General features: G+C 69.8%; 21 protein-coding genes, 1 tRNA gene and 1 pseudogene. 6 read left to right on the top strand and 17 right to left on the bottom strand.

Features of this window, described 5'->3' with window-relative positions; translation table 11 throughout:
- Positions 1 to 23 precede the first annotated feature (23 nt).
- The 3 genes from ACPPVO_RS53640 to ACPPVO_RS53650 form a co-directional block, all read right to left on the bottom strand.
- Positions 24 to 968 carry a carbohydrate ABC transporter permease gene (locus ACPPVO_RS53640; RefSeq protein ID WP_426507173.1) on the bottom strand — a complete coding sequence of 315 codons (945 nt, stop codon included), beginning with the start codon at positions 966 to 968 and terminating at the stop codon, positions 24 to 26.
- A gap of 97 nt (positions 969 to 1,065) precedes the next feature.
- Positions 1,066 to 2,457, bottom strand: a complete 1,392-nt coding sequence (locus tag ACPPVO_RS53645) for an ABC transporter substrate-binding protein (protein ID WP_426507175.1) — start codon at positions 2,455 to 2,457, stop codon at positions 1,066 to 1,068.
- A 415-nt stretch (positions 2,458 to 2,872) separates the two neighbouring features.
- A complete protein-coding gene (locus ACPPVO_RS53650) occupies positions 2,873 to 3,901 on the bottom strand; it encodes a LacI family DNA-binding transcriptional regulator (RefSeq protein ID WP_426507176.1) in 1,029 nt (342 codons plus the stop codon).
- Positions 3,902 to 4,074: 173 nt separating this feature from the next.
- On the opposite strand from ACPPVO_RS53650, the gene ACPPVO_RS53655 reads away from it, so the two are divergent.
- Complete coding sequence (locus tag ACPPVO_RS53655; protein WP_426507177.1) at positions 4,075 to 4,389, top strand: EAL domain-containing protein; 315 nt, start codon at positions 4,075 to 4,077, stop codon at positions 4,387 to 4,389.
- Here the strand turns inward: ACPPVO_RS53655 and ACPPVO_RS53660 are convergent.
- Together ACPPVO_RS53660 and ACPPVO_RS53665 are read right to left on the bottom strand one after the other, a co-directional pair.
- Positions 4,379 to 5,833 carry an RtcB family protein gene (locus tag ACPPVO_RS53660; protein WP_426507179.1) on the bottom strand — a complete coding sequence of 485 codons (1,455 nt, stop codon included), beginning with the start codon at positions 5,831 to 5,833 and terminating at the stop codon, positions 4,379 to 4,381. The genes ACPPVO_RS53655 and ACPPVO_RS53660 overlap by 11 nt on opposite strands.
- A 137-nt stretch (positions 5,834 to 5,970) precedes the next feature.
- Positions 5,971 to 6,699, bottom strand: a complete 729-nt coding sequence (locus ACPPVO_RS53665) for a S8 family serine peptidase (RefSeq protein ID WP_426507180.1) — start codon at positions 6,697 to 6,699, stop codon at positions 5,971 to 5,973.
- Positions 6,700 to 6,815: 116 nt separating this feature from the next.
- Here ACPPVO_RS53665 and ACPPVO_RS53670 point away from each other — a divergent pair, with 116 nt between their 5' ends.
- A complete protein-coding gene (locus ACPPVO_RS53670; protein ID WP_426507182.1) occupies positions 6,816 to 7,295 on the top strand; it encodes an LNS2 domain-containing protein in 480 nt (159 codons plus the stop codon).
- A 286-nt stretch (positions 7,296 to 7,581) separates the two neighbouring features.
- Here ACPPVO_RS53670 and ACPPVO_RS53675 read toward each other — a convergent pair whose 3' ends face one another.
- The 10 genes from ACPPVO_RS53675 to ACPPVO_RS53720 form a co-directional block, all read right to left on the bottom strand.
- The gene (locus ACPPVO_RS53675) at positions 7,582 to 8,310 is read right to left on the bottom strand and encodes a GAF and ANTAR domain-containing protein (RefSeq protein WP_426507184.1); all 729 of its coding nucleotides are present in this window, start codon (positions 8,308 to 8,310) and stop codon (positions 7,582 to 7,584) included.
- An 88-nt stretch (positions 8,311 to 8,398) separates the two neighbouring features.
- Positions 8,399 to 9,544, bottom strand: a complete 1,146-nt coding sequence (locus tag ACPPVO_RS53680) for a SigB/SigF/SigG family RNA polymerase sigma factor (protein ID WP_426507185.1) — start codon at positions 9,542 to 9,544, stop codon at positions 8,399 to 8,401.
- Between the two features lie 106 nt (positions 9,545 to 9,650).
- The gene (locus ACPPVO_RS53685) at positions 9,651 to 10,445 is read right to left on the bottom strand and encodes an ATP-binding protein (protein ID WP_426507186.1); all 795 of its coding nucleotides are present in this window, start codon (positions 10,443 to 10,445) and stop codon (positions 9,651 to 9,653) included.
- Positions 10,446 to 10,542: 97 nt separating this feature from the next.
- Positions 10,543 to 11,241 (bottom strand): phosphoribosyltransferase, encoded by a 699-nt coding sequence (locus ACPPVO_RS53690; RefSeq protein WP_426507188.1) that lies wholly within the window; start codon positions 11,239 to 11,241, stop codon positions 10,543 to 10,545.
- A gap of 241 nt (positions 11,242 to 11,482) precedes the next feature.
- Positions 11,483 to 11,845, bottom strand: coding sequence for a response regulator (locus ACPPVO_RS53695; protein ID WP_426507190.1), 363 nt, complete (start codon positions 11,843 to 11,845; stop codon positions 11,483 to 11,485).
- A 69-nt stretch (positions 11,846 to 11,914) separates the two neighbouring features.
- The gene (locus tag ACPPVO_RS53700; RefSeq protein ID WP_426507192.1) at positions 11,915 to 12,115 is read right to left on the bottom strand and encodes a hypothetical protein; all 201 of its coding nucleotides are present in this window, start codon (positions 12,113 to 12,115) and stop codon (positions 11,915 to 11,917) included.
- Positions 12,116 to 12,137: 22 nt separating this feature from the next.
- The gene (locus tag ACPPVO_RS53705) at positions 12,138 to 13,673 is read right to left on the bottom strand and encodes a glycoside hydrolase family 13 protein (RefSeq protein ID WP_426514865.1); all 1,536 of its coding nucleotides are present in this window, start codon (positions 13,671 to 13,673) and stop codon (positions 12,138 to 12,140) included.
- 77 nt (positions 13,674 to 13,750) lie between these two features.
- A complete protein-coding gene (locus ACPPVO_RS53710; protein WP_426507193.1) occupies positions 13,751 to 14,698 on the bottom strand; it encodes a carbohydrate ABC transporter permease in 948 nt (315 codons plus the stop codon).
- Positions 14,695 to 15,681, bottom strand: coding sequence for a carbohydrate ABC transporter permease (locus ACPPVO_RS53715; protein WP_360381677.1), 987 nt, complete (start codon positions 15,679 to 15,681; stop codon positions 14,695 to 14,697). Before ACPPVO_RS53715 ends, ACPPVO_RS53710 begins: the two co-directional genes overlap by 4 nt.
- 67 nt (positions 15,682 to 15,748) lie before the next feature.
- Positions 15,749 to 17,086 (bottom strand): ABC transporter substrate-binding protein, encoded by a 1,338-nt coding sequence (locus tag ACPPVO_RS53720; protein WP_426507195.1) that lies wholly within the window; start codon positions 17,084 to 17,086, stop codon positions 15,749 to 15,751.
- Between the two features lie 199 nt (positions 17,087 to 17,285).
- Between ACPPVO_RS53720 and ACPPVO_RS53725 the strand changes: the two genes are divergently transcribed.
- The 3 genes from ACPPVO_RS53725 (at position 17,286) to ACPPVO_RS53735 (ending at position 18,674) form a co-directional block, all read left to right on the top strand.
- Entirely contained in the window at positions 17,286 to 18,314 is a 1,029-nt protein-coding gene (locus ACPPVO_RS53725) for a LacI family DNA-binding transcriptional regulator (protein ID WP_426507196.1), read from the top strand.
- 71 nt (positions 18,315 to 18,385) lie between these two features.
- Positions 18,386 to 18,520: a hypothetical protein gene (locus ACPPVO_RS53730; protein ID WP_426507197.1), complete on the top strand. Its 135-nt coding sequence runs from the start codon at positions 18,386 to 18,388 to the stop codon at positions 18,518 to 18,520.
- Between the two features lie 78 nt (positions 18,521 to 18,598).
- Positions 18,599 to 18,674: transfer RNA gene (locus ACPPVO_RS53735), tRNA-Lys, on the top strand.
- 445 nt (positions 18,675 to 19,119) lie between these two features.
- On the opposite strand, the gene ACPPVO_RS53740 is transcribed toward ACPPVO_RS53735, so the two are convergent.
- Entirely contained in the window at positions 19,120 to 20,310 is a 1,191-nt protein-coding gene (locus ACPPVO_RS53740; protein ID WP_426507198.1) for an integrase core domain-containing protein, read from the bottom strand.
- Between the two features lie 442 nt (positions 20,311 to 20,752).
- On the opposite strand from ACPPVO_RS53740, the gene ACPPVO_RS53745 reads away from it, so the two are divergent.
- Positions 20,753 to 22,384 carry a glycoside hydrolase family 6 protein gene (locus tag ACPPVO_RS53745; RefSeq protein WP_426507199.1) on the top strand — a complete coding sequence of 544 codons (1,632 nt, stop codon included), beginning with the start codon at positions 20,753 to 20,755 and terminating at the stop codon, positions 22,382 to 22,384.
- A 224-nt stretch (positions 22,385 to 22,608) separates the two neighbouring features.
- Here the strand turns inward: ACPPVO_RS53745 and ACPPVO_RS53750 are convergent.
- Positions 22,609 to 22,728, bottom strand: a pseudogene (locus ACPPVO_RS53750) (integrase core domain-containing protein); the annotation flags it as partial.
- Positions 22,729 to 22,800 lie beyond the last annotated feature (72 nt).

The following is a 22,800-nucleotide window of genomic DNA, read 5'->3' on the forward strand; positions in this document are numbered from 1 at the left end:
GCTTCGCTTCCCCTCGGGACCGGTCACGACTTGCTCCAGCCGGACGTGAGCTTGAAGTACACCAGCGACAGGATCGCCAGGAAGGCGGCCAGCAGGACGGACAGGGCCGTCGCGGCGCCGTAGTTCGCGCCCAGGGAGCTGCCGAACGCGTAGTTGTAGATCATGAGCAGGATCGTCAGTGTCGCGTTCGCGGGGCCGCCGCCGGTGAACAGGTAGGGCTCCAGGAACACCTGGACGGTACCGATGATCTGCAGGATGAACGTGATGAGCAGGACGCCGCGCAGCTGCGGCATGGTCACGTGCCACACCTTGCGCCAGAGGCCGGCCCCGTCGACCTCGGCGGCGTCGTAGAGCTCGTCGGGGACACCGATGAGCGCGGCCAGGTAGATGATGACCGTGCCGCCGGCCGCGGCCCACGTCGCCTCGACGACCAGCGAGGGCATCGCCAGGCCGGGGCTCGACAGCCAGGTGTAGGGGCCGAGGCCGACCCAGCCGAGGATGGTGTTGAACACGCCGTCGGGGGCGCCGTCGTAGAAGAACTTCCACAGCAGCACGGCGACGACCGGCGGTACCACCACCGGGAGGTAGGCGAGCACCGAGTACAGGCCCTTGCGCCGCCGGACCGAGCTGATGAGCACCGCCGTCACCAGCGGGATCGGGAAGCCGATCACCAGGGCCAGCAGCGCGAAGTAGAGGGTGTTGCCGATCGCGGTCGGCAGGTCCGGATCGGTGAGCACGTAGTGGAAGTTGTTCCAGCCGACCCAGCGGGGGTCCCCGACGAGGTTGGTCTTCTGGAAGCTCATGACGACCGACCGCACGATCGGCCACCACGAGAAGACGCCGAAGATGACCAGCAGCGGCAGCGCGAACGCGACCGAGCTCAGCCCGCCGCGCTGGACCCAGGTCACCGGACTGCGCCGGCGGCCCCGCCCGCCCTGACCGCCCCCGGCGACGTCCGAGGTACTCACGACAACATCACTCCTCGTCCTGATCTTCGGGGACAGTGCCAGGTGTGGGCCGCCGGACTCCCAGCGGCCCACACCGTGCGGGTCATCGCGGTGCGGGTCAGCCGGCCGCGTCGATGGCGCGCTGCGCCTTCGTGTTGGCGTCGGTGAGGAGCTGGTCGATGTTGGCGTCCTTGTTGGTCAGGACGGCCTGCACGACCGTGTCGAGCGACTTGTAGACGTCCTGGGTGGCCACGGCCGGCTCGTTGACGAGCTTGGCGTCGAAGACCTTGCCGGTGAACGTGGTCATCTGGTCCACCGGGACGTTGACGTACGTCTTGATCCAGTCCTGGTACTGCTGGTACTGCTGCTGCGAGAAGATCGGCAGCTCGGGGGTGCCCACGGGCTGCTTGCTCGCGATCTGGATCTCGGCGCTCTTCTTGGCGGCGTCCTGGTTGGTGTACTTGCGCAGGTAGTGGTAGTCGATCCACTTGACCGCGGCGGCCTTGTCGTTGCCCGCGGCCTTGCTGGACACGGCGGCCATGGTGCCACCGCCGAGGACGCCGGAGTCACCGCCCGCGAGGGGGATCATCGTGAGGCCGTACATCTTCGGGGAGATGTTGTTCGTCTGCACCAGGCTCGTGTAGACGTCCTGGCCCGAGGTGTACATGCCGACCTTGCCGGCGGCGAAGGCCTGGTTGATGCTCGACCAGTCGTAGTCGAAGTTCGCGCCCATCGAGTTGTCGGTCCAGCGCAGGTCCTTGAGGAACTGCAGCGACGCCTTGGTCTGCTCGTTGGTGAGCGTCGCCTTCTTGCCGTCCTCCATGCGCCCGCCGCGGGCGTAGGTGTCGACCGTCAGCTGCCAGCCGCCGGTGCCGTCCTTGGCCATCTGGGCGAAGCCGGCCTGGCCGGTCTTCGTCGCGATCGTCTTGGCGGCGGTGCGGACCTCGTCCCAGGTCGTCGGCGGCTTGTTGGGGTCGAGGCCGGCCTGGGTGAACAGGTCACGGTTGTAGTGCAGGCCGACGGCGTAGATGCTCTTCGCCGGGATGGCGTAGACGTGGCCGTCGGGGCCCTGGCCGTACTGCAGCAGGTTCTTGTTGAAGTTGCCCGCGTACGACAGCTGGTTGAGGTACGCCTGCATGTCGACGATCTGCTGGTTGGCGATCAGCGTCTTGGCGTCGGTGAAGGGGATCTCGAACACCGTCGGCAGCGTGCCGCCCGCGAGGTCGGCCGCGAACGTGGTGGCCTTCCACTCGTAGTCGTGGGTCTTGACCGTGATGTTCGGGTTTTCCTTCTGGAAGTCCGCGACCTCGTCGGCCAGCGCCTTCTGCGCCTCGGGCTTGGCGCCGGGGACCAGGCCCACGACGTTGAGGGTGACCTTGGTGTTCGGGTCGAGCGTGGTCGATCCCGCATCGCCGCTCGGACTGTCGCTCGAGGAGCACGCGACGAGCGTGCTGCTGAGCGCGAGCGCACCCGCGACGGCCAGCGCCATCGTGGTACGTGAGAACTTCATCGTCGCTCCTTGTTGGGGGGTGTTTCGGCAAGGCATGCGGGCGGGGGGCGTCCGACCTGGGCCGCTCGCACGGGCGCGCAGCCTGACGTCGGCTGCCGGAGTGCATCAAGCGCGTTACTGCTCGGTTTCCATCGCATCGCGTCAGGGTTTCCGCCTGGCGTTGGCAAGAGATTAGGCTCACGTCGCACAAGAAGTCCATGGTCCGTTGCAAAATTTTAATGATCTCCGTACAGGCGTTTGCACAGACGCCCTCCCAAGGGCCCGCAACTTGCACGGAATCGCCCGAAAACGCGCAGGCGGGAAGCGCGGCGCCCGCCGGCGGCCGGTGGGAGCGCGCCCAGCAAGCCGGTTGCGCAACCAACGCAAAGAGCGCCACGACTCCCGCAGGAGTCGTGGCGCTCGAGGTCGGTGGGGGTTACGCGGCCGTGGTGGCCGCCCGCGCCTCCTGCAGGGCACCCGTGGAGCCGCGCACGACGAGCTCGGGCTCGAAGAGCATCTCCTCGGTCGGCACGAGCGTGCCGGCCACCTGGCTGACGAGCAGGGTCACCGCGGCCTGGCCCATCGACTGGATGGGCTGGCGCACCGTGGTCAGCGGCGGGTCGGTGCAGTTCATGAACAGCGAGTCGTCGAAGCCGACCACCGAGATGTCGTCGGGCACCTCGCGGCCGAGCCGGCGGGCGGCCCGGATCGCGCCGAGCGCCTGCACGTCGGAGGCGCAGATCATGCCGGTGACGCCGTGCTTGATGAGCCGGGTGGCGCCGGCGCGGCCGCCCTCCATCGAGAAGATGACGCGCTCGACATCGTCGGCGTTGACGGTGCCCGAGTCCGCCGCGGCGGCCTGGAAGGCGGCCAGCTTGCGGTTGGACGGCGCATGGTCGGCCGGGCCGAGGATCAGCCCGATCCGCTTGTGCCCCAGCGAGCTGAGGTGGTTGAACGCCTGGTCCACCGCGTGGCCGTCGTCGACCGACACCCGCGGGAAGCCCAGGTCGTCGATCGCGGCGTTGACCAGCACCGCGGGCAGGCCGCGGTCGTGCAGGCGGTGGTAGTGCTCGTGCTCCGCGGCCGCCTGGTGGTAGAGGCCGCCGCAGAAGATGATGCCGGACACGTGCTGGTCCAGCAGCATCTCGACGTAGTCGGCCTCGGAGACGCCGTCGGCGGTCCGGGTGCACAGCACCGGGGTGAAGCCGCGCTTGGACAGCGCGCCGGCGACCACCTCGGCGAAGGCCGGGAAGATCGGGTTTTGCAGTTCCGGCAGCACGAGGCCGACCAGGCGGGCCCGCTCGCCGCGCAGCTTGGTCGGGCGCTCGTAGCCGAGCACGTCGAGCGCGGTGAGCACCGCCGTGCGGGTCGCGTCGGAGATGCCTGGCTTGCCGTTGAGCACCCGACTCACGGTCGCCTCGCTCACGCCGGCGTACTTCGCCACCTCAGCGAGTCGTCGAGTCATGCCCGCAAGCGTAGTGCATGACTACGCAATTTTTTGCACGATGTCGCCCACGCAACCGTGCGGGCCAGGAGCCGGCCGGTTGGGTGCCCGAAAAATACCGTATTTTCCGGGCACCGCGTCAGCCGACGAGAACGAGGGAGATCTTGCCGCCGCCGTAGCCTGAAACATCCACCTTGAGGTCCGGCCGCCGGCCGAGGGCGAGCATCGAGGAGCAGCAGGACAAGTCGCTGTTCCGCGCGGTGGCGGAGTTGGCGCGCAGCATGTACCTGTCCCCGGTCGCCGAGGGCGTGGAGACCCCGGGCCAGGCGCCGGTGCTGCGCGAGCTGGACTGCGGCCTGGCCCAGGGCTTCCTGTTCGCCCGCCCGCTGCCGGCCCCGGCGCTCGCCTCACTCCTGGCCCAGCAGGCCGGGCAGGCCGGACAGGCCCAGCAGGCCCAGCAGGCCCAGCAGGCCGAGCAGGCCCAGCAGGCCGTCGCTGTTAGCCCTTGACGGTCAGCAGCGGGCGCAGCTCGACGACCGGCTCGGCGACGCCCGCGGTGCGCAGGCTGTCCACGACCGGGAGCACCTCCTTGTACGCCCACGGCGCCTCCTGCTTCAGGTCGCGCCGCCACGCCGCGATGATGTCCCGCCGCGTGGCCACCGCCGGGTCGCGGTGGTTCAGCGGCGTCACCACGCGGAACTCGCGCAGGAAGGCGTCGAGCTCCGCGTCGCTGCCCCGGGCCGCCGCGCCGCGCGGGACGCTGCGCCCGGCGCCGTGGCACGCGCTGCCGAGCGCGCGCTCGTTGCCCAGGCCGCGCAGCAGGTAGCTGGGCGCGCCCATCGAGCCCGGGACGATGACCGGCTCGCCCCAGCCGTCGTCCGACCGGCCGGCGGGCGTGGCGCCCTTGCGGTGCAGGACCGTGTCCTCGCCGGGCCACAGCAGGTTGTGCGGGGCGTCGTAGACGAGCCGGGCGTCGAGCTCGCCGACGGCGCCGGTGAGGCCCGCGCGCAGCATGAGGCTGAGGAAGTACCGGTTGCCGACCGCGAAGTTCGCGGCGTTCGCGAAGCTGGTCAGGTACCGCCGCCGCATTTGCTGGGTCGAATCGTCCAGCAGCATCGGCAGGATGCCGTTCGCGGGCTGCGGCAGCCGGGTCGGCCAGCCCTTGCGGGCCAGGTCGCGGCCGGTGGCGCCAGCCTGGTGCCCCAGCGACAGCGAGCCGCTGTGCACCATCGTGACCACCCGCCCGGGTGCGAGGCCCCACGCGTAGGCGGTCGGGCCGTCGTGGACCGCGGCGACGTACTGCAGCTCGGCGAAGTGGTTGCCGCCGCCGACCCCGCCGATGATGGAGTCGTAGCTCGTGCCGCCGCCGCTGTGCACCCAGTCGCGGAACTCCTCGGCGTGCTCGGCCGGGAAGCCGCTCGCGTGCAGGCGGTCGCCGTCGCGGACGGTGTGCCGCACCGGGGTGTCGAGGGGGCCGTGGGCGAGCAGGCCGGGCAGGCCGGCGCGGAGCAGGCCCTCGCGCTGGGCCGGGGTGAGGCCGATGTGGCGGCCGCCCTCGAAGAACAGGTGGCGCAGGCGGCGCTCGAGCTCGTCGAGGCGGGGGCGGACCTGCTCGACGCTCAGCGTGGTCGCCTCGACGCGCATGCCGCAGTTGATGTCGTTGCCGACGGCCTGCGGTACCAGCGCGCCGCGGGTCTGCAGGACCGTGCCGATCGGGATGCCGGCGCCCTTGTGGAAGTCGGGGGTGCAGACCACGCGCTCGATGCGGGCGTCCGGGGACAGCGCCTCGAGGCTGCGCTGAGTGTCCAGGACCGTCAGCAGCTCGTCGAGGGCGGCGGGCTCGATCGGCACGCCGGGGGCGGCGCAGATCTCGACCGGGATGTCGTAAGGGTTGGGCAGGGTGGTCCAGGACTCGTCGAGCCGGACGAGACGGGGGTCGGTCCGTTTCAGCATCGTGCCCCTTCAGCAGCGTGCCCCGAGCGTAGGGCTCGGGGCACGGTGCGGGCGAAGGGTTTTAGACCGTGAGGGTCCAGCTGTCGAGGGTGCCGGCGCCGCCACCGAGCCGTCCCCGTCGCCGCCGAGGCTCATGTTCACCACGGCCGCTTCTGCGCGTTGGCGGTGATCCAGTCGATGCCGCTGATGATGCCGGAGTAGCTGCCGGAGCCGTCGCAGCCGAGCACCCGCACGCTGACCAGCTTCACGTTCTTGGCCACGCCGTACGCGGCGCCGCCGACGGTGCCGGCCACGTGGGTGCCGTGCCCCTGGCAGTCGCTCGCGTCGGTGTCGTTGTCGACGAAGTCGTACCCGGAGCGCGCCCGGCCGCCGAGGTCGGCGTGGGTCAGGCGCACGCCGGTGTCGAGGATGTACGCGGTCACGTTCGACGCCGTGCTCGCGTAGGTGTAGGCGCCGTTCAGCGGCCGGTACTGCTGGTCGATGCGGTCCAGCCCCCACGGCGCGCCGGACTCGGCGCCCTCGACGCTCACCTTCTTGTCCTGCTGCACGTAGTCCACGAGCGGGTTGACCGCCAGCCGCTTCGCCGCCTTCTCCGACAGCTGCGCCGAGAAGCCCTTGAGCGTCCGGCTGAACGAGCGGCCCACGCGCCCGCCGAACTGCTCGGCGAGCCGGCTGGCGTCGGCCGCGGTACGGCCGGCGTCCACGGAGTCCTTGAAGACCACGATGTAGCGGTCCCGGATCGTGCCGGCCTCGTTCGCGCCGAGGACGGTGCCCTCCGGGGCGGCCAGGGCGGGCGTACCGGCCCCGATCAGCCCGGCGGCCGCCGCGGCCGCGATCAGGGTCGAACGGCGCAGGATCGCTCGCATGATGCCGGATCTCCAATCAGACGACGCCGAGGCGGTGTCGTTCAAGACTCGGGAACCCGGGGTGCGCGTCCAGGTCGCCGGACGTTGCCGCGCGGTTGCGGGAGAGACTGGGGGGCATGGAGGACTCGCTGGCGGTGTTCGACATCGACGGAGTGGTGGCCGACGTGCGGCACCGGCTGAAGTACCTGGACCGCCGCCCGAAGGACTGGACCCGCTTCTTCGCCGCGGCCGACCGCGACCCGGTGCTGGCCGAGGGCGTAGAACTGGCCCGCTCCTACGCGGACTCGCACGTGCTCGTGTGGCTGACGGGCCGCCCGGAGTACCTGCGCGACGTCACGGCGGCGTGGCTGCGCGCCGCGGACCTGCCGGCCGACCTGCTGTTCATGCGCCCGCCGAACGACCGCCGCCCGGCCCGCGACTTCAAGGCGCGCCAGCTCGGGCGGATGGCCCGGGAGACCGGGATCGAGCTGGTCGTGGACGACGACCCGGAGGTGGTACAGCGGCTGCGGGGCCTGGGCTACACGGTACGCCTGGCCGATTGGGTGCCGCACTCCTCGACGCTGCAGCGAGCCCAGGAACAGGAGGGCCGCACCTGAGCGGATCGTGATCGCGGCGGAGCCGGGCCGGCCGCGGTGCACGATCAGCCGGGAGATCACCCCGCCACCGGCATTCGGGTAGCGGCGCCTACCGGCCGGACGCGGTGCACCAGGGCGGCAGGCCGCGGACATGGATCGACGGCCGGCCCGGCAAAACCCCCGGCGGCGAGACGCCGGCCGAACGCCTCATGAAGCTCCGCAGCCCGACGCTGTCCAGCCACGATAAGTCGGGCGCTCCGCGCCACGACTTATCGGATTTATACCCCGACACCGCATAAGTCGGTTTCTACGAGCTGACCCGCTGCTCCACGGTCTGCACCAGGCGCTCCGCCACGGTGGTCAGCGGCAGGCCGAGCCGGGCCGACGTCCCCCGCAGCACGTCCAGCGCGGCCTCCGACGAGCAGGCGCGCTGCACCATCATGATCCCGACCGCGCGGTTGACCATCTCGCCCTCGGTGAGCGCCTCCGTGAGCGCCGAGGTGAGCTGCGCCTGCACCTCGGCGCGGCGCCCGCGGTCGAGCACGGCCGACAGCAGCAGGCCCGCGTGCTCGGCCACGAGCATGGCGGTCAGCCCGATGTCGGCGGTGAAGCGGCCGGCCTCCGAGGCGTACACGGTGAGCGCCCCGATCGCGTGCGAGTCGATGTCGACCGGCACCGCGAGGACCGCCTTCACCCCGGCCTCGAGCGCACGCAAACGCCACTGCGGCCAGCGCTCCTCCGCGGCCAGGTCGTCGCTGAGTGTGATGTCCCGGTTTCGGATCGCCTCCATCGACGGGCCGGCGCCGCTGTCGTACTGGCTGTCGAGCAGCGACTCCGGCAGGCCGGACGAGGCCGCCGCGGTGGACGGCCCGCCCGAGCGGATCAGCGTGACCGCGCACCAGGCCGCACCGTCCACCAGGTCGGCGGCGGTCTCCACGAGGTCCTCCAGCGCCTCGTGAAGATCGTCGCTGGCGATCAGCCGGGCGGTGAGCTGGCGCAGCACGGCGGCGAACTCCACGGTGTGGAGGTCAGTCACGGCTCCCCCTTCGTCGAACCGGGGGGCGTACTACCCGTACCGCGATCGTCTCAACCGTTTGCCTCCGGCCCCATCCGTAACAGGGGCCTCACCCGTCCAGCAGAGCGCGGCGCAGCCCCTCCAGTGTGCGGCTGAGCAGACGGGACACGTGCATCTGGGAAATGCCCAGGTCGGCGGCGATCTGAGCCTGCGTGCGGTTGCCGTAGAAGCGCAGCGACAGGATCCGGCGCTCGCGCTCCGGGAGCCGGGCGATGAGCGGCCGCACGGCCTGGCGGAACTCGACGCCGTCGATGTCCCGGTCGTCGTCGCCCAGCACGTCGGCCAGGGTGCCCGCGTCGTCGTCCCCACCCAGAGGGGCGAAGAGCGAGACCGGTCGGTACGCCGAGGACGCCACCAGCGCCTCGAGCACCTGCTCCTCGTCGATCCCGAGATGCTCGGCGACGTCCTTCGGGGTGGGCGAGCGGCCCAGGCGCTGCCCGAGTGAGTCGCGGACACGGTTGATCTCGATCCGCAGCTCCTGCAGGCGCCGGGGAACGTGCACGCCCCACCCCTTGTCGCGGAAGTACCGCTTGAGCTCCCCCACGATCGTCGGCGTCGCGTAGCCGCCGAAGTCGGTGCCGTAGTCCGGGTCGAAGCCCTCGATCGCCTTCATCAGCCCGAGCGCGGCCACCTGGCTCAGATCGGCCGGTGACTCCCCCATGCCGTGGAAACGGCGGGCCAGCCGGTCGGCCAGCGGCAGGCTGTGCGCCACCGCGCGGTCCCGCAGCGCGCCCCGCCGGGGGTCGCCGCGCTCCAGCGCCGCGGCCTGGCGCAGCAGCTCGTTGACGGTGGTCCACTGGCTCGGCGGCTCGGCGTCGCCGGACGACTCCTCCTCGGCCACCGGCGGCGCGCCGGGCGGCGGGTCGTCGTACGCCCGCAGCTGCTTCGCCGCCCCGATGATCTCGAGCACGTCCAGCACCAGGTCGGACGCGCCCGGGGCGCGCAGTGCACCCCCGCGCTCCTCGGCGTCGGTCTGGGCGTGCAGCAGGGTGTCCGCGGCCGCGCAGTCGAGCAGACGCAGCCGGGACAGGTCCACGGTCAGGCTGAGCTGGCCGGCGTCTAGGCGCCGCGCGAGTGCGACCCGCAGGCCGACGCTCGCCGAATAGTCGAGGACCCCGGAAGGACGCAGAATCTCGTCGTCGCCATTCCGCCAGGTGTCCAGTTCGAGTACCGAATCCGTAGGCATTGTCTCCATGGCGGAGACTCCCCCTGATCTTGAGGCGGATTTGCTTTCCGGATCACTGTAGACACCAATTCCGGCGCGAATTCAACGTCGCCGGATGAGTTCCAGGGTGAGCTTTTCAATTGGCGACGGTCGCCCACACCACCTTTCCGTCGGGCACCGGAATGCAGCCCCAGGCCCGCGTCAGGGCGCTCACGACGAGCAGTCCGCGGCCGTCCTCGCGCGGTCCTTCATCGGGGTCCGGCCGGCCGTTCTCCCGCCCGGTACGGCCGAGGCGCGGGGCCGGGCGGCTCGGCCGGCCGCCGAGGCGCGGGACGCCCTGGCCGCGGTCGCGCACGGAGACGTGCAGCAGGCGGCGGTCGTGGGCGACGGTGACCTCCATGTCGGTACCGGCGTGCCGCAGCACGTTGCTGACCAGCTCGGTCACGACCAGCTCGGCGATGTCGCGCAGGCGGTCGAAGCCCCAGCGCGTGCAGGCCCGCCCGACCAGGTGCCGCGCGGCCGCGGTGGCGTCGAGCATGGGCGGCAGCGTGGCGCGGACCCGCTCGGTCGCCTCGGTGGCGGCGGCGCCGGCGAGGGCGGCGTCGGCGGTCGGGTACATCCGCATGAGCCGCGCCACGGCCATGCGGTCCAGGGCCGAGGCCAGCGACGGCGGGGCGGCGGCCAGGGTCAGCGCGCTGCCCGGCCAGGCCGCGGCGTGCTGGGCCAGCGCGGGGAGCACGGTCAGGGCCACGTCGTCGTCGTGGCGCAGGCCGGCTACGTCGAGCACGATCACCGACGGCTCGGCGGCGAGGCAGGCCAGCACCGCCGCGCGCAGCGCCGGCGAGTTGTCCACGTCCAGCCGGCCGGCGAGGCGTACGACGGTGGCATCACCCCGCCGCTCGACGCGGGCCCGCAGGTCTTCCGCCCTCATGGGGTGATGCTCTACCCACCCCGGGCGTTATAAACACCGCGATCCCGGTGCCAAATCTTTTCGGCACCGGGATCGCGAATGGGTGATGCGGGAATTGCTACACAGGCGTAGGAATCTTGCTGTCGCTCCACATCTGCGAGCACATCTCGAGGACGTGGGCGTCGGTCAGCGGGGCAAAATCGTGGTAGTACAGTCCGAGCGCGTGGAATTCGCGGGGACTGTGGATGTCGATGACCATGTCGACGTCGGCGGCGAGCAGGTCGACCGACTCGGCCGCGCACACCGGCGCGGCGAAGATCAGGTGCTCGGGCTTGCCGACCAGCAGCGCGCGTACGGCGGCCCGGGCCGTCACTCCGGTCGCGAGACCGTCGTCGACGACCACGACCACACGATCCGTCACGTCGGGCGCGGGGCGCGAGCCGCGGTAGCGCTCCTGCCGCCGCCGCAGTTCCACGCGCTCGCGCTGGACGGCCGGCGAGAGGTCGCTGACGGTGAGGCCGACCGCGGCCACGGCGCTGAGGTCGAACACGGCGGGCCCGTTCTCGGCGATCGCGCCCACGCCGTGGTCGGCCTGCCAGGGAAGGCCGATCTTGCGGGAGATCACGAGGTCGAACTCGGCGCCGATGGCCTCGGCCACGGCGACCGCGACGGGCGCCCCACCCTTGGGCAGTGCCAGCACCAGAGGCTTCTTCGTGCTCGCGGTCTCCCGCTGGCGCAGGTGCTCCGCGACGGTGACTCCAAGCATGCGTCCGGCGGCCGTACGGTCCGCGAACCGCTCGTGCTCAGGCGGCCACATGGCCGTCCCCTTCCGTCCGGCCGGCGGTACGCCGGGCGTCGCACGCGATCCGCACATCGATCCGCATCAAGCGGACACCCCCTTCGGTCGGCGCGGTGTTCCGGTGCCAGTAGCGCCCCATCCCTGTCGCCGCTCTGCTGCGGCGCCGCGCCCGGTGCGAAGCCTACCCCCGCATGACCTGCGAAAACGTGGCTTTCGCTCACTCGCACCGGATGAGTGCGCCCGCCTTGTCGGACCTGGCTCAGGTCGACAGGCAGCTGATCGTGGCGAGGAGGCTGTTCAGGGGCCGGCCCTTGGTGAGCCTCGTGTCGGCCAGGGACAGGCCGTGCACCGAGGTGGCGTGCGGGGCGTTCGCGCTGTAGAAGACCACCGGCACGTCGGCCGTCGCGTCGTGCTTGCGCAGCAGGTCCAGCAGCTCGTCCCCGTCCACCCGGGGCAGGTGCAGGTCCAGCACGGCCACGTCGAAATGGGGCTCGTCGGCGGCCACCGTCAGGGCCTCCTGCGGACTGGCCGCGGAGATCACGTGGTGGCCGCCGATCTGCAGACGGATGGCGGTGGTCTCACGGATCTCCGCGTCGTCGTCGATGAGCAGGACTCGCGCCATGAGCGAATGGTTCCCTTCCCGGAGGATCCCAACCTCCCCACCGGGACCATCGGTCGCCGGCGCGGGAAATCAAGCCCGCGGGCGCCGCCGGCGCATGACGATCACGAGCACCACGATCGCGATGATCACGACCACGGCGCAGCAGCAACCGCCGATCACCCCGCCGCCGCCGTAGCTGCGGCGGCGGCGCTCCAGCTCGAGTCCGGTGTCCAGGGCGTCCAGCGTGGCCGGGCTCAGGTAGCTGTACAACATCGCGATCAGAGCGTTCATGCTTCGACGGTAACCGCCGCTGTCACGCCCGCAGCCAGGCCGTGGTGTCGGGCGGCAGGCTGCCGTCGGCGGCCAGATCACCGCTGGCCAGCAGGACCTCACCCGGCGGGAGCGGGGCGGGGGCCGAGCCGAAGTTGGTGATCACCCGGACCGGTCCGTTGATGAAGTCGATGCCATTCTCAACGGCATTCCACGCGACGGTACCGCGACCGAGCCCATGGGTCCGCCGCAGGCGCAGCGCCGCGGTGTACAGCGACAGCGTCGACCCGGGCACGCCGCGCTCGCGGTCGGCGGCGAAGCGGGCCCAGTCCGTCGGCTGCGGCAGCCAGGTCTTGCCGCTCGGTCCGAAGCCGTACGCGGGGGCGTCGGCCTCCCACGGGATCGGCACCCGGCAGCCGTCGCGGCCGCGTACCTCATGCCGCGAGCGGAACCAGGTCGGGTCCTGCCGCACGTCGTCCGGCAGGGTGGTGTGCTCGGGCAGGCCGAGCTCCTCGCCCTGGTACACGTACGCCGAGCCCGGCAGCGAGAGCATCAGCAGCGTGGCGGCCCGGGCGCGGCGCAGGCCCAGGGCCTCGTCGGGCTGGGGGTCGCCGGCGCCGATGCCGCCCTGGGTGGAGTACCCGGGCTCGAAGCCGAGGCGGCTCGCGTGGCGGACCACGTCGTGGTTGGACAGCACCCAGGTGCAGATCGCGCCGACCGGCTCGACGCCGGCGAGGCTGGACTCGATCGCCGCGCGCTGGTCCGCCGCCGTCCACGGGGCCATCAGGTAGTTGAAGTTGAACGCCTGGTTCATCTCGTCCGGGCGGACGTACCGTGCGAGCCGCTCCGCCGGTGCGACCCAGGCCTCGCCGACCATCATGCGGTCGCCGGGGTAGCTGTCGAGGATGCGCCGCCAGGTGCGGTACACCTCGTGCACTCCGTCCTGGTCCCACATCGGCGGCGTGCGGTGCTCGGCGCCGGGCGAGGTGATCGGCACCTGGGCCTCGGTCCAGTCGGGCAGGCCGCTCTCCTTGATCAGCCCGTGCGCCACATCGACGCGGAAGCCGTCGACGCCGCGGTCGAGCCAGAAGCGCAGCACGTCCTCGAACATGGCCCGCACCTCGGGCAGGTCCCAGTTCAGGTCGGGCTGGCTCGTGTCGAACAGGTGCAGGTACCACTCGCCGTCCGGCACCCGGGTCCAGGCCGGCCCGCCGAACACGCTCTGCCAGCCGTTGGGCGGCAGCTCGCCGTCGACGCCCTGGCCCTTGCGGAAGTGGTACCGGTCCCGGGCCGCGGTGCCCGGGCCCGCGGCCAGCGCCTCCTGGAACCACACGTGGTCGCTGGAGGTGTGGTTGGGCACCAGGTCGACCACGACGCGCAGGCCGCGCTCCTTGGCGGCGGCCATGAGCGCGTCGAAGTCGGCCAGGGTGCCGAAGCGCGGGTCGACGTCGCGGTAGTCCGCGACGTCGTACCCCGCGTCGTGCTGTGGAGACGGGTAGAACGGCGACATCCAGAGGGCGTCGACGCCCAGCTCGACCAGGTGGTCGAGGCGCGACGTGATGCCGCGCAGGTCCCCCATCCCATCCCCGTCCGCGTCGGCGAACGAGCGCGGGTAGACCTGATAGATCACGGCATCGCGCCACCAGAGCAGTTGACTCACCCCTTGACTCCACCGGCCAGCAGGCCGCGTACGAAATAGCGTTGCAGCGACAGGAAGACGATCAGCGGAATGATCATCGACACGAATGCGCCGGAGGTCAGCCGCTGCCAGTCGTTGCCCCGGGTGCCGGCGAGCTCGGCGAGCCGCGCCGTCAGCGGGCGGTTGCCCTGGCCCGAGGTGAACACCAGCGCCACCAGTAGATCATTCCAGATCCACAGGAACTGGAAGATCGTGAGGGAGGCCAGCGCCGGTGTGACAAGCGGCAGCACGATGCGCCGGAAGGTAACCGCCGGGCCGGCCCCGTCCACCCGCGCGGCCTCAAAGAGGTCCTTGGGCAGCTCGGACATGAAGTTGTGCAGCAGGAACACGCCCAGCGGCAGACCGAAGCAGGTGTGGGCGAACCACACGGCGAAGAAGCCGCCGCCCCACTCGGTGTACCCCTTGACCAGCTGCAGCATCGGGATGAGCGCCATCTGCAGCGGCACGATCTGCAGCGCGAACACGCCGATGAAGATCCAGTCGCGGCCCCGGAAGTTCAGCCAGGACAGCGCGTAGGCCGCCATCGCCGCCAGCGTGACCGAGAACAGCACCGCGGGGACCGTGATCACCAGCGAGTTGATGAAGTAGCTGGCGAGCCGGCCCGAGGTGGCCGAGGTGCCGAAGACGACCTCGTTGTAGTTGTCCAGCGTGAAGCTGGGGTGGGCGAAGAACGTCCACCAGCCCTTGGTCTTGATGTCGTTCTCGGGGCGGATCGACGAGACGAGCAGCCCGAAGGTCGGGATCGTCCAGACCAGGGCGATGATGATCGACACGACGCTGGCGGCCCGGGAGGCGAGCTTGCGGCGCACCCGGCCCGCCATCGTCTCAGCGCCCTGGGGGCGGTAGAGCGGGCTGGCCTCGGGCACGTCAGCAGCGTCGGTGCTGACGGCGTCAGTGCTGCTCATCGGGTCTCCGTTCGGTGCCGCAGTTGCCGGGCCTGGTAGATGACGATCGGCACGACAAGCAGGAACAGCAGCACCGCGAGGGCGGAACCCTTGCCGTCGTCATAGGAGCGGAAGGCCTGGTTGTACATCTCAAAAGCGAGCACGCTGCTCTTGAACTGACCGCCGGTCATGGTCCGGACGATGTCGAACACCTTCAGGGTGGCGATCGTGATGGTCACGACCACGACGATGACGGCGGGGCGGATGCTGGGCATGGTCACGCGCCAGAACATCTGCCACGGGTTGGCGCCGTCGAGCCGGGCCGCCTCGACGATCTCGGCCGGGATGGCCTTGATCGCGGCGGAGAGGATGACCATCGCGAACCCGGCCTGGATCCAGATCAGGATCACGATCATGTAGAAGGTGTTGCCGGGGGCGTTGCTCAGGACCTGCTGGGGTTTGCCACCGAGCCACACCAGGATCTGGTTGAGCAGGCCGATCTGCTCGACGCCCGGGTCGCGGTACGCGTAGATGAACTTCCAGATGATCGACGCGCCCACGAGCGAGATGGCCATCGGCATGAAGATCAGGGACTTGGCGATGCCCTCGCCGCGGGCCTTGTCCACCAGCACCGCGTACAGCAGGCCGAAGCCCGTGGAGAACAGCGGCACACAGACCACCCACAGCAGCGTGTTGCGCAGCATGATGAGCGTGTCGTCGTTGGTGAAGATCCAGGTGTAGTTGTCGATGCCGATGAACGAGTCACCGGTGTCGTTGAAGAACGACAGGTACACGGTGCGGATGAGCGGGTACACCAGGCCGACCGCGAGCAGTGCCAGCGCGGGCCCCAGGAACCCGGCCATCTGGAGCCGTTCCTTGCCCCTCCCCCACCGGGGCAGGATGTCGAGCACGAACAGCAGCGCGGCGACGACGACGATGAAACCGGCCATGAACATGAGCGCCGGCCAGATTTTGGCGACGTCCTCGGAGAAGTCGTAATCCATGGGGTGTCCTCCGACCAGCCGGGTCCGGCGCCGTGGTGCATGACGCCGGACCCGGACCTCAGTTCAGTTATTTAGGCCAGGTGCTTTCGATGTAGTCCAGCGTCTGCTTGGTGTCCTTCGTGCCGTTGATCCAGTCGGTCATGCCGGTCCAGAAGGACTTCGAGCCGACCTGGGCGGGCATCTGGTCCGAGCCGTCGAACCGCGCCACAGTGGCGGGGTCCTGCAGGATCTGCACGGAGAGCTTGTCGATCGAGCCGCTGACCGCGCTCACGTCGAGGCTCTTGTTGGCCGAGATCCAGTCGCCGAGCTTGGCCTTGCTGTTGGCCCACTCGCCGGAGGAGAGGTAGGTCTGCACCTTGACGACCTCGTCGCGGTCCGTGAACGCGGAGACGAACTCGCCACCGACCAGAACCGGCTTGCCCTTGGCGGGGTCGACGGCCGGGAAGTAGAAGGCGTAGACGTCACCGTCCGGGCCGACGTTGGTGCCCTTCGGCCACTGGTTGGAGTAGAAGTTGGCCTGACGGTGCATGCCGCACTTCTTGTCCTTGACCGGCAGGCCACCCTCCTGGAACGAGGTGGTCACGATGGTCTTGGGGTTGCCGACGTACTTCGGGTTCTTCAGGATCGACGCGGCGCGCTCGGCGGCCGAGAAGATCTTCGGGTCGTTGAACGGGATCTTGTGGTTGACCCACTGGTCGTAGACGTCCGGACCCTGGTCGCGCAGGACGATGTCCTCGATCCAGTCCGTGGCCGGCCAGCCGGTCGCGTCACCGGACTCGATGCCGGCGCACCACGCCTGGATGCCGCTCGCCGCGATCTTGTCGGACAGGGCGATCATCTCGTCCCACGTCTTCGGGACCGTGTAGTTCTTCTCCTTGAAGAGGCTGGGCGAGTACCACACCAGCGACTTCACGTTGGCACCCATCGGCACGCCGTAGACCTTGCCGTCAACGGTCGAGTAGGCCGCCCAGTCCTTCGACCAGTTCTTGTCGAGGTTGGCCTTGACCGGAGCCGGCAGCTCCTTGAGCTTGTTCGTCTTGGCGAACGAGGCGAGCAGGCCGGGCTGCGGGAACACCGCGATGTCCGGCGGCTGGCCGCCGTCGCTGCGAACCTTGATCTGGGTCTCGAACTCGCCGGAGCCCTCGTAGTCGATCTTGATATTGGTGCAGTCCTCGAACTGCTTCCACGACTGCTCGAGCTTGTCGGCCTCGGTGTCGCGGATGGTCGCGTAGATCGAGACGTGCTTGGTCTTGTCGACCTTGTACTGCGCGTAGGGCGCGCACTCGGGCTTGTCGGCGTTGCTGGAGCCGGAGCCGCTGTCACTGCCGCAGGCGGACGCGGCGAGGGCCAACGCGGCCACACCGGCGAGCGTGAACGCTCGACGCCGCCTCGAGAGGACGGCCATGGTTAGCCTCCTTTGGCTATACCCGGTCCTTGGGCGAACCTCGCCCGCGTACCCGGTGTGCTGGGGTGTCCTTGTGTTCCTCGGATGTAAGCGTTTGCAAGGTCGGTTTGTCGAGGCCTTGGGGCGCTTTCATCGATAACGAGTTAGCAACACGGCGGACATATTGCCGTGGGACCGCGCGTTGCCTAGCCTTCCGCGTGTGGCTGACGTTCCATCGCCCGTCAGCATGGAAGACGTTGCCCGGCTGGCGGGAGTCTCGACCGCAACGGTGTCGCGCACGCTTCGCGGGCTGCCCAACGTCTCCGACGAGACACGCGACCGCGTGCTGCACGCCGCGGCGTCGCTGTCGTATGTCGTCTCGCCGATCGCCTCGCGGCTGGCGAGCGGGCGCACCCACACCGTGGGCGTGATCGTGCCGTACGCGTCGCGCTGGTTCTTCGGCCAGATCGTCGCCGGCGCCGAGTCGGTCCTGCGCGAGCACTCGCTGGACCTGCTGCTGTACAACATCGGCGACATCCCGTCCCGCCAGCGCTTCTTCGGCGCCCTGCCGCTGCGCCGCCGCGTCGACGCCGTGCTCACGGTCGCGATGCAGTTCACCGACGCCGAGATCGCCGACCTGCGCTCCCTGGGCGTGCCGATCGTCGCCGTGGGCCACGACGTGCCGGGCGCCGGCTGCGTACGGATCGACGACGTGGCCGCCGCGGCCTCGGCCGTGCAGCACCTGCTCGCCCTCGGCCACCGCCGCATCGGCATGATCTCCACGTTCAACGACCAGAGCATGTTCCTGCCGGTCGCCCACGCCCGGCGGCGCGCGTACGTCGAAACCCTGGCCGTGGCCGGCATCGACGTGGACGAGTCGCTCGTGATGTCGGTACCGCACGGCATGGACGGCGGCGAACTGGCCATGCGTCGCCTGCTCACCCTCCCGGACCCCCCGACCGCCGTGTTCGCCGAATCGGACGAACTCGCTTTCGGGGCCCTGAGCGCACTGCGCCGCACCGGACGTCACGTATCGGTCATCGGCTTCGACGACCACGAACTGAGCGCACTGCTCGACCTGACCACCGTCCGCCAGCGCGTCTTCGAGCAGGGCGTCCTGGCCGCGGGCATGCTCCGCCGCGCCATGACCGCCGGCGACTGGACCCCCGAAGAGCTGCTCATGCCGACCACCCTCGTCCTGCGCGCCTCCACCTGGCCGGTGGCGGTTAGGACGGCGGGGGCCGGGTAGCTCGCGCGTCGCCAGTTGTTCGAACCCACGCACGGGGGTGTTTGATGACAGCCGAGATGCCAAATTCGCGTGTGACCTGGGACCAGCCGGACGACGAGCTGGACGAGCTCGCCGCTCCGGACTCGGACCTGCTCGCCGACGACATGGCCGCCGACCCGGCGCAGACCGCCGAGACGGACTTCTTCTGGGAGGACGACGAGGAGTAACGGAGGCCACGCTCCGGACGGGGGTATCTCGTTTTTGCGGGCCTGCGGGTGCGTGCTAGGGTTACCTCCGTTCGGCCAGCGCCGCTAGCTCAACTGGCAGAGCAGCAGACTCTTAATCTGCGGGTTGTAGGTTCAAGTCCTACGCGGCGTACCAATTAACAAGGCCCTGACCTGGAGCTATCCAGGAATCAGGGCCTTGATTCATTGCATGAATGGTTGGTTTGGTGCTCGGCGGGTGCTCGCTCGCACCAGACCATTCGGTCCTTAATCAGCTGGCCCCGTGACCTTCAGTTCCAACCTGCAAGCAGGACTGATCCGCAACCCGATGAGCCGCGGCAACGGAGCGTAGGCCGCCCTGCAACTCTATGGACGACAGAGCGCACGGCGTGCATGCAGGCTCTCCGCGAGGTAGCTACCCACGCGATCTATTTGACAATCAACAACACGGTCGCACCAACGACGGCCAACGCACGCATGCCATCAGGACCAAGCGCCTTCATTCGCTCGCCACAGCCCAACGGGCGACGGATCAGTCGGGCGGAGCGGCCCGCGTACGCATGCCTAGCGCGATCCTGTGGGGCTCGTAAATCGGGTTTCGGCTATGCGGCCTGCGTGTATTCGTTGATCAGCCCGCCCAGGATCGGGCGTCGTTGAACGCGGGCGGCGGTGAGGTCGATGACCTGTGGTGGTGGGTTCGGTGGTTGCTGGTCGAGCGGTCTGTGTGGTCGGTGGCTGGTGTAGTGGGCGGTGTACTCGGTCAGGACGTTCGTCAGGTGTCGTTCGCTGGCGATGAGGATCCGGTCGGTGCACTCGCGTCGCACTGTGCCGATCCAGCGCTCCGCGTAGGCGTTCGCCCTCGGCGCTTGTGGCGGTGTGCGAACCACGTCGATGCCGGCGGCGGTGAAGACCGTGTCGAACGCTGCGGTGAACTTCGTGTCTCGGTCTCGCAGCAGGAAGCGCAGCCTGTCGGCGTGCTGGTCGAGGCTCATGAGCAGGTTCCGGGCCTGCTGGGTAACCCAGGCGCCGGTCGGGTGTGCGGTGACACCGACGATGTGGACCTGCCGGGTGGCGAGTTCGATGAAGAACAGGACGTAGATCCGTTTCAGCAGCACGCTGTCGACGGTGAAGAAGTCGCAGGCCAGCATCGTGTGGGCCTGTGCGGTCAGGAACTGCTGCCAGGTCGGTCCCGTTCGGCGTGGTGCCGGGTCGACGCCGGCCCGGTGCAGGATCTTCCAGACCGTGCTGGCCGCGAGCCGGTACCCCAGTCGAGCCAGTTCACCATGTACGCGGCGATGCCCCCACGTCGGGTTCTCCGCGGCCAGACACAGCACGAGGTCGCGCAGTTCCCGGTCGACGGGTGCCCGGCCGGGCCCCGCGTGCGGATAGGTCCAGTGCCGGGCGATCAGTTGCCGGTGCCAGCGCAGCAGTGTGGCTGGGGTGACGAAGAACGCCGACCACTTCGGTCGGGGTAGCAGCCGCGACAGTGCCGCCAGCACCACCCGATCTTCGGGCTGCAGGTCGGGTCGGTGCACCTGCCGGCGCAGCACCGCCACCTGATGGCGTAAGACCAGGAGTTCGACGTCCTTCGCGCCGCCGTCGCGAGCGAGCTGGGTCAGCATCTGCAGGATCTGACGCAGGAGCAGGTACACCAGCGAGGCTGCCATACTTTGGATCGTCGCCGCCCTGGTTTGGCCCACCTCGCACAAGCCGCACGTCACACCCACCGAACCGAATTTACGAGCCCAACAGGACGAGCTTGCGAGGCTTGGGCCGCGGTTGGTCGAGTTCACCGCGCAGATGTTGGATGGTGCGGTCCGGCGTTCGGACCAGCGGGTCAAGGGTGAGTTGTACGTACGTGGCCTGTTCAAATCGTTCCTAAATGAGCGAGGTCACACCGGGCGTGATTGTCCCGCTGTGACTGTCCACGGCAGTTCGCGGAAGTTGTCCACGAAGTTGGCGGGGCTGCGTCCACGGGCGTGGTGTACGACGGCCTGGTACGCGGAGTTCGACGGGGCGCCGCAGGCCGCTAGCGAGGCAATCGGCTGGGAGTCGGCGGGCGGTGCGCCGCAGTCAATTGCCGAATTCGCAGTTGTCGATTACCGCACCCGCAAATCCCCGGGTCAACGCGCCGGGCCCGGAGACGCCGGTAACTTTCAACCGTGCCTCCAGGTCGGCTGGGCCGCCCGGCGGCAGGGCTTGACCAGTGGGAGCGTCCGCCGAAACGGTGTGGGCATGAGGCGCTCAATCGCCAGTGCTTGCGTTGTCGTCGCCGCAGCGGCCGCCGGTGTGACGGCCGTCGGGCAGCCGGCCTTCGCGGCGGTTGGGTGCATTGTGCGGTACACCGTGGACAGCCAGTGGCCGGGGGGCTTCGGCGCCACCGTCGAGCTCACCAACACCGGCAGCGCCCTGAACGGCTGGAGTGTTGGCTGGGACTTCGTCGCCGGCCAGCGGGTCGAGCACATGTGGCAGGCCGTCCCGGCGGTCTCCGGGCTGCACGTGACCGCCCGAAACCAGACCTACAACGGCTCCGTGCCGGCCGGCGGGAAGGTCGCCTTCGGCTTCGTCGGCTCGTGGACCACCGCCAACCCGGTTCCGGGCGCGTTCACGCTCAACGGGGCTGCGTGCACCGGCGGCGGCCCGACGCCCGACGCGCATGTCGACAATCCGTACCTGGGCGCGACGGGCTATGTGAACGCCGACTGGTCAGCGAAGGCCGCCGCCGAGCCGGGCGGCAGCCAGGTCGCGAACACCTCGACCGCCGTCTGGATCGACCGGATCGCCGCGATCTCGGGCACCGACGGGGCCAAGGGCGTGCGTGCGCACCTCGACGCCGCCCTCGCCCAGGCCACCGGCAGCACGCCGGTGGTCATCCAGTTCGTGCTCCACGACCTTCCCGGCCGCGACTGCACGAAGCCCGCGCCCGACGGCGAGCTGTCAATCGCCGGCGACGGCCTGAGTCGGTACCGGACGGAGTTCATCGACCCGATCGGCGCGATCGAGGCCGACCCGAAGTACAGCCGCCTGCGCATCGTCAACGTCGTCGAGCCCGATGCCCTGGCCGATCTGATCACCGGCGTGCACATGCAGGCCTGCAACGAGCCGGCCACCAGCGGCGTCTACGTGCAGGGTATCCAGTACGCGCTGAACACGCTGCACCGCCCGAACATCTACAACTACCTCGGCATCGGTCACCACGGGAAGCTCGGCTGGGACGCGGAGTTCGACGCGGCCGTCACGCTGATCACCGACACCGCGCGGGGAACATTCGCCGGTCTCGCATCCGTCGACGGCTTCGTGGCCAACACGGCCGACTACGGCGCGACGACCGAACCGTACTTCACCATCGGCACCACCGTTTCGGGCGTCTCGGTCCGCCAGTCCCGCTGGGTCGACTGGAACTCGTACGCCGACGAACTGACCTTCACCCAAGGCTTCCGCGCCGCCCTGATCGCCAAGGGCTTCCCGGCGGGCCTGGGCATGCTCATCGACACCTCGCGTAACGGCTGGGGCGGCCCGGCCCGGCCCACCGGCCCGAGCACCTCGATCGACGTCAACACCTTCGTCGACCAGAGCCGCATCGACCGGCGGTACCAGGTTGGGAACTGGTGCAATCAGAGCGGCACAGGCCTGGGGGAGCGCCCCCGCGCCACCCCGGCCCCCGGCATCGACGCCTACGTGTGGATCAAGCCCCCGGGCGAGTCCGACGGCGCCGCCACGGGCGGCAACCTGATGTGCGACTCGACGTACTCGGGCAGCGGGAACGGCTACCGCCCCACTGGCGCCCTCCCGAACGCCCCGTCCCGCGGCGCCTGGTTCTCCGCCCAGTTCCGGCAGCTCATGGCCAACGCCTACCCGGCGCTGTGACACCACCGCGCATCTCGAAGACCGACAGAACCGTCCGCCCGCGGCGCGGCTCGACGTCCCGCAGGTCACGCACGCCATGATCGGGTGCGATATGCCGCGTAGTGCGCGCCGGCCACGTGCCCGCCACACGCCGCTAGTCACGGACCGTGACGGATGCACAGGCCACCGAGGCGCACTGAACTGGAGCCGATGTGCGGACGCAGAGGCGCGGTCGTCATGACCCGCTCTGCCAGGTCCATGAGCAGGTTGCGGGTCTGCTGCGTAGTCCACGCGCCGTCGGGGTTGGTCGTGACCCCGAGGATGTGCACGTACCGGGTGGCGACCTCCATGACGAAGAACACGTAGTAATGCGACACTCAGCCGGCCGCGACGTTTCGTGGGGACTGGCTGGAGGGTGGCAGAGCACTATATGGATG

Origin of the sequence: Dactylosporangium sp. McL0621 (genome assembly GCF_049995355.1) — a bacterium.
Classification (GTDB): Bacteria; Actinomycetota; Actinomycetes; order Mycobacteriales; family Micromonosporaceae; genus Dactylosporangium.

Excerpts from the sequence above, each read along its gene's own strand:
- ACPPVO_RS53645 (WP_426507175.1), bottom strand. The coding sequence starts at position 2,457 with ATGAAGTTCTCACGTACCACGATGGCGCTGGCCGTCGCGGGTGCGCTC.
- ACPPVO_RS53650 (WP_426507176.1), bottom strand. The coding sequence starts at position 3,901 with ATGACTCGACGACTCGCTGAGGTGGCGAAGTACGCCGGCGTGAGCGAG.
- ACPPVO_RS53660 (WP_426507179.1), bottom strand. The coding sequence starts at position 5,833 with ATGCTGAAACGGACCGACCCCCGTCTCGTCCGGCTCGACGAGTCCTGG.
- ACPPVO_RS53665 (WP_426507180.1), bottom strand. The coding sequence starts at position 6,699 with ATGCGAGCGATCCTGCGCCGTTCGACCCTGATCGCGGCCGCGGCGGCC.
- ACPPVO_RS53670 (WP_426507182.1), top strand. The coding sequence starts at position 6,816 with ATGGAGGACTCGCTGGCGGTGTTCGACATCGACGGAGTGGTGGCCGAC.
- ACPPVO_RS53680 (WP_426507185.1), bottom strand. The coding sequence starts at position 9,544 with ATGGAGACAATGCCTACGGATTCGGTACTCGAACTGGACACCTGGCGG.
- ACPPVO_RS53685 (WP_426507186.1), bottom strand. The coding sequence starts at position 10,445 with ATGAGGGCGGAAGACCTGCGGGCCCGCGTCGAGCGGCGGGGTGATGCC.
- ACPPVO_RS53690 (WP_426507188.1), bottom strand. The coding sequence starts at position 11,241 with ATGTGGCCGCCTGAGCACGAGCGGTTCGCGGACCGTACGGCCGCCGGA.
- ACPPVO_RS53695 (WP_426507190.1), bottom strand. The coding sequence starts at position 11,845 with ATGGCGCGAGTCCTGCTCATCGACGACGACGCGGAGATCCGTGAGACC.
- ACPPVO_RS53700 (WP_426507192.1), bottom strand. The coding sequence starts at position 12,115 with ATGAACGCTCTGATCGCGATGTTGTACAGCTACCTGAGCCCGGCCACG.
- ACPPVO_RS53705 (WP_426514865.1), bottom strand. The coding sequence starts at position 13,673 with ATGGGGGACCTGCGCGGCATCACGTCGCGCCTCGACCACCTGGTCGAG.
- ACPPVO_RS53710 (WP_426507193.1), bottom strand. The coding sequence starts at position 14,698 with ATGAGCAGCACTGACGCCGTCAGCACCGACGCTGCTGACGTGCCCGAG.
- ACPPVO_RS53715 (WP_360381677.1), bottom strand. The coding sequence starts at position 15,681 with ATGGATTACGACTTCTCCGAGGACGTCGCCAAAATCTGGCCGGCGCTC.
- ACPPVO_RS53720 (WP_426507195.1), bottom strand. The coding sequence starts at position 17,086 with ATGGCCGTCCTCTCGAGGCGGCGTCGAGCGTTCACGCTCGCCGGTGTG.
- ACPPVO_RS53745 (WP_426507199.1), top strand. The coding sequence starts at position 20,753 with ATGAGGCGCTCAATCGCCAGTGCTTGCGTTGTCGTCGCCGCAGCGGCC.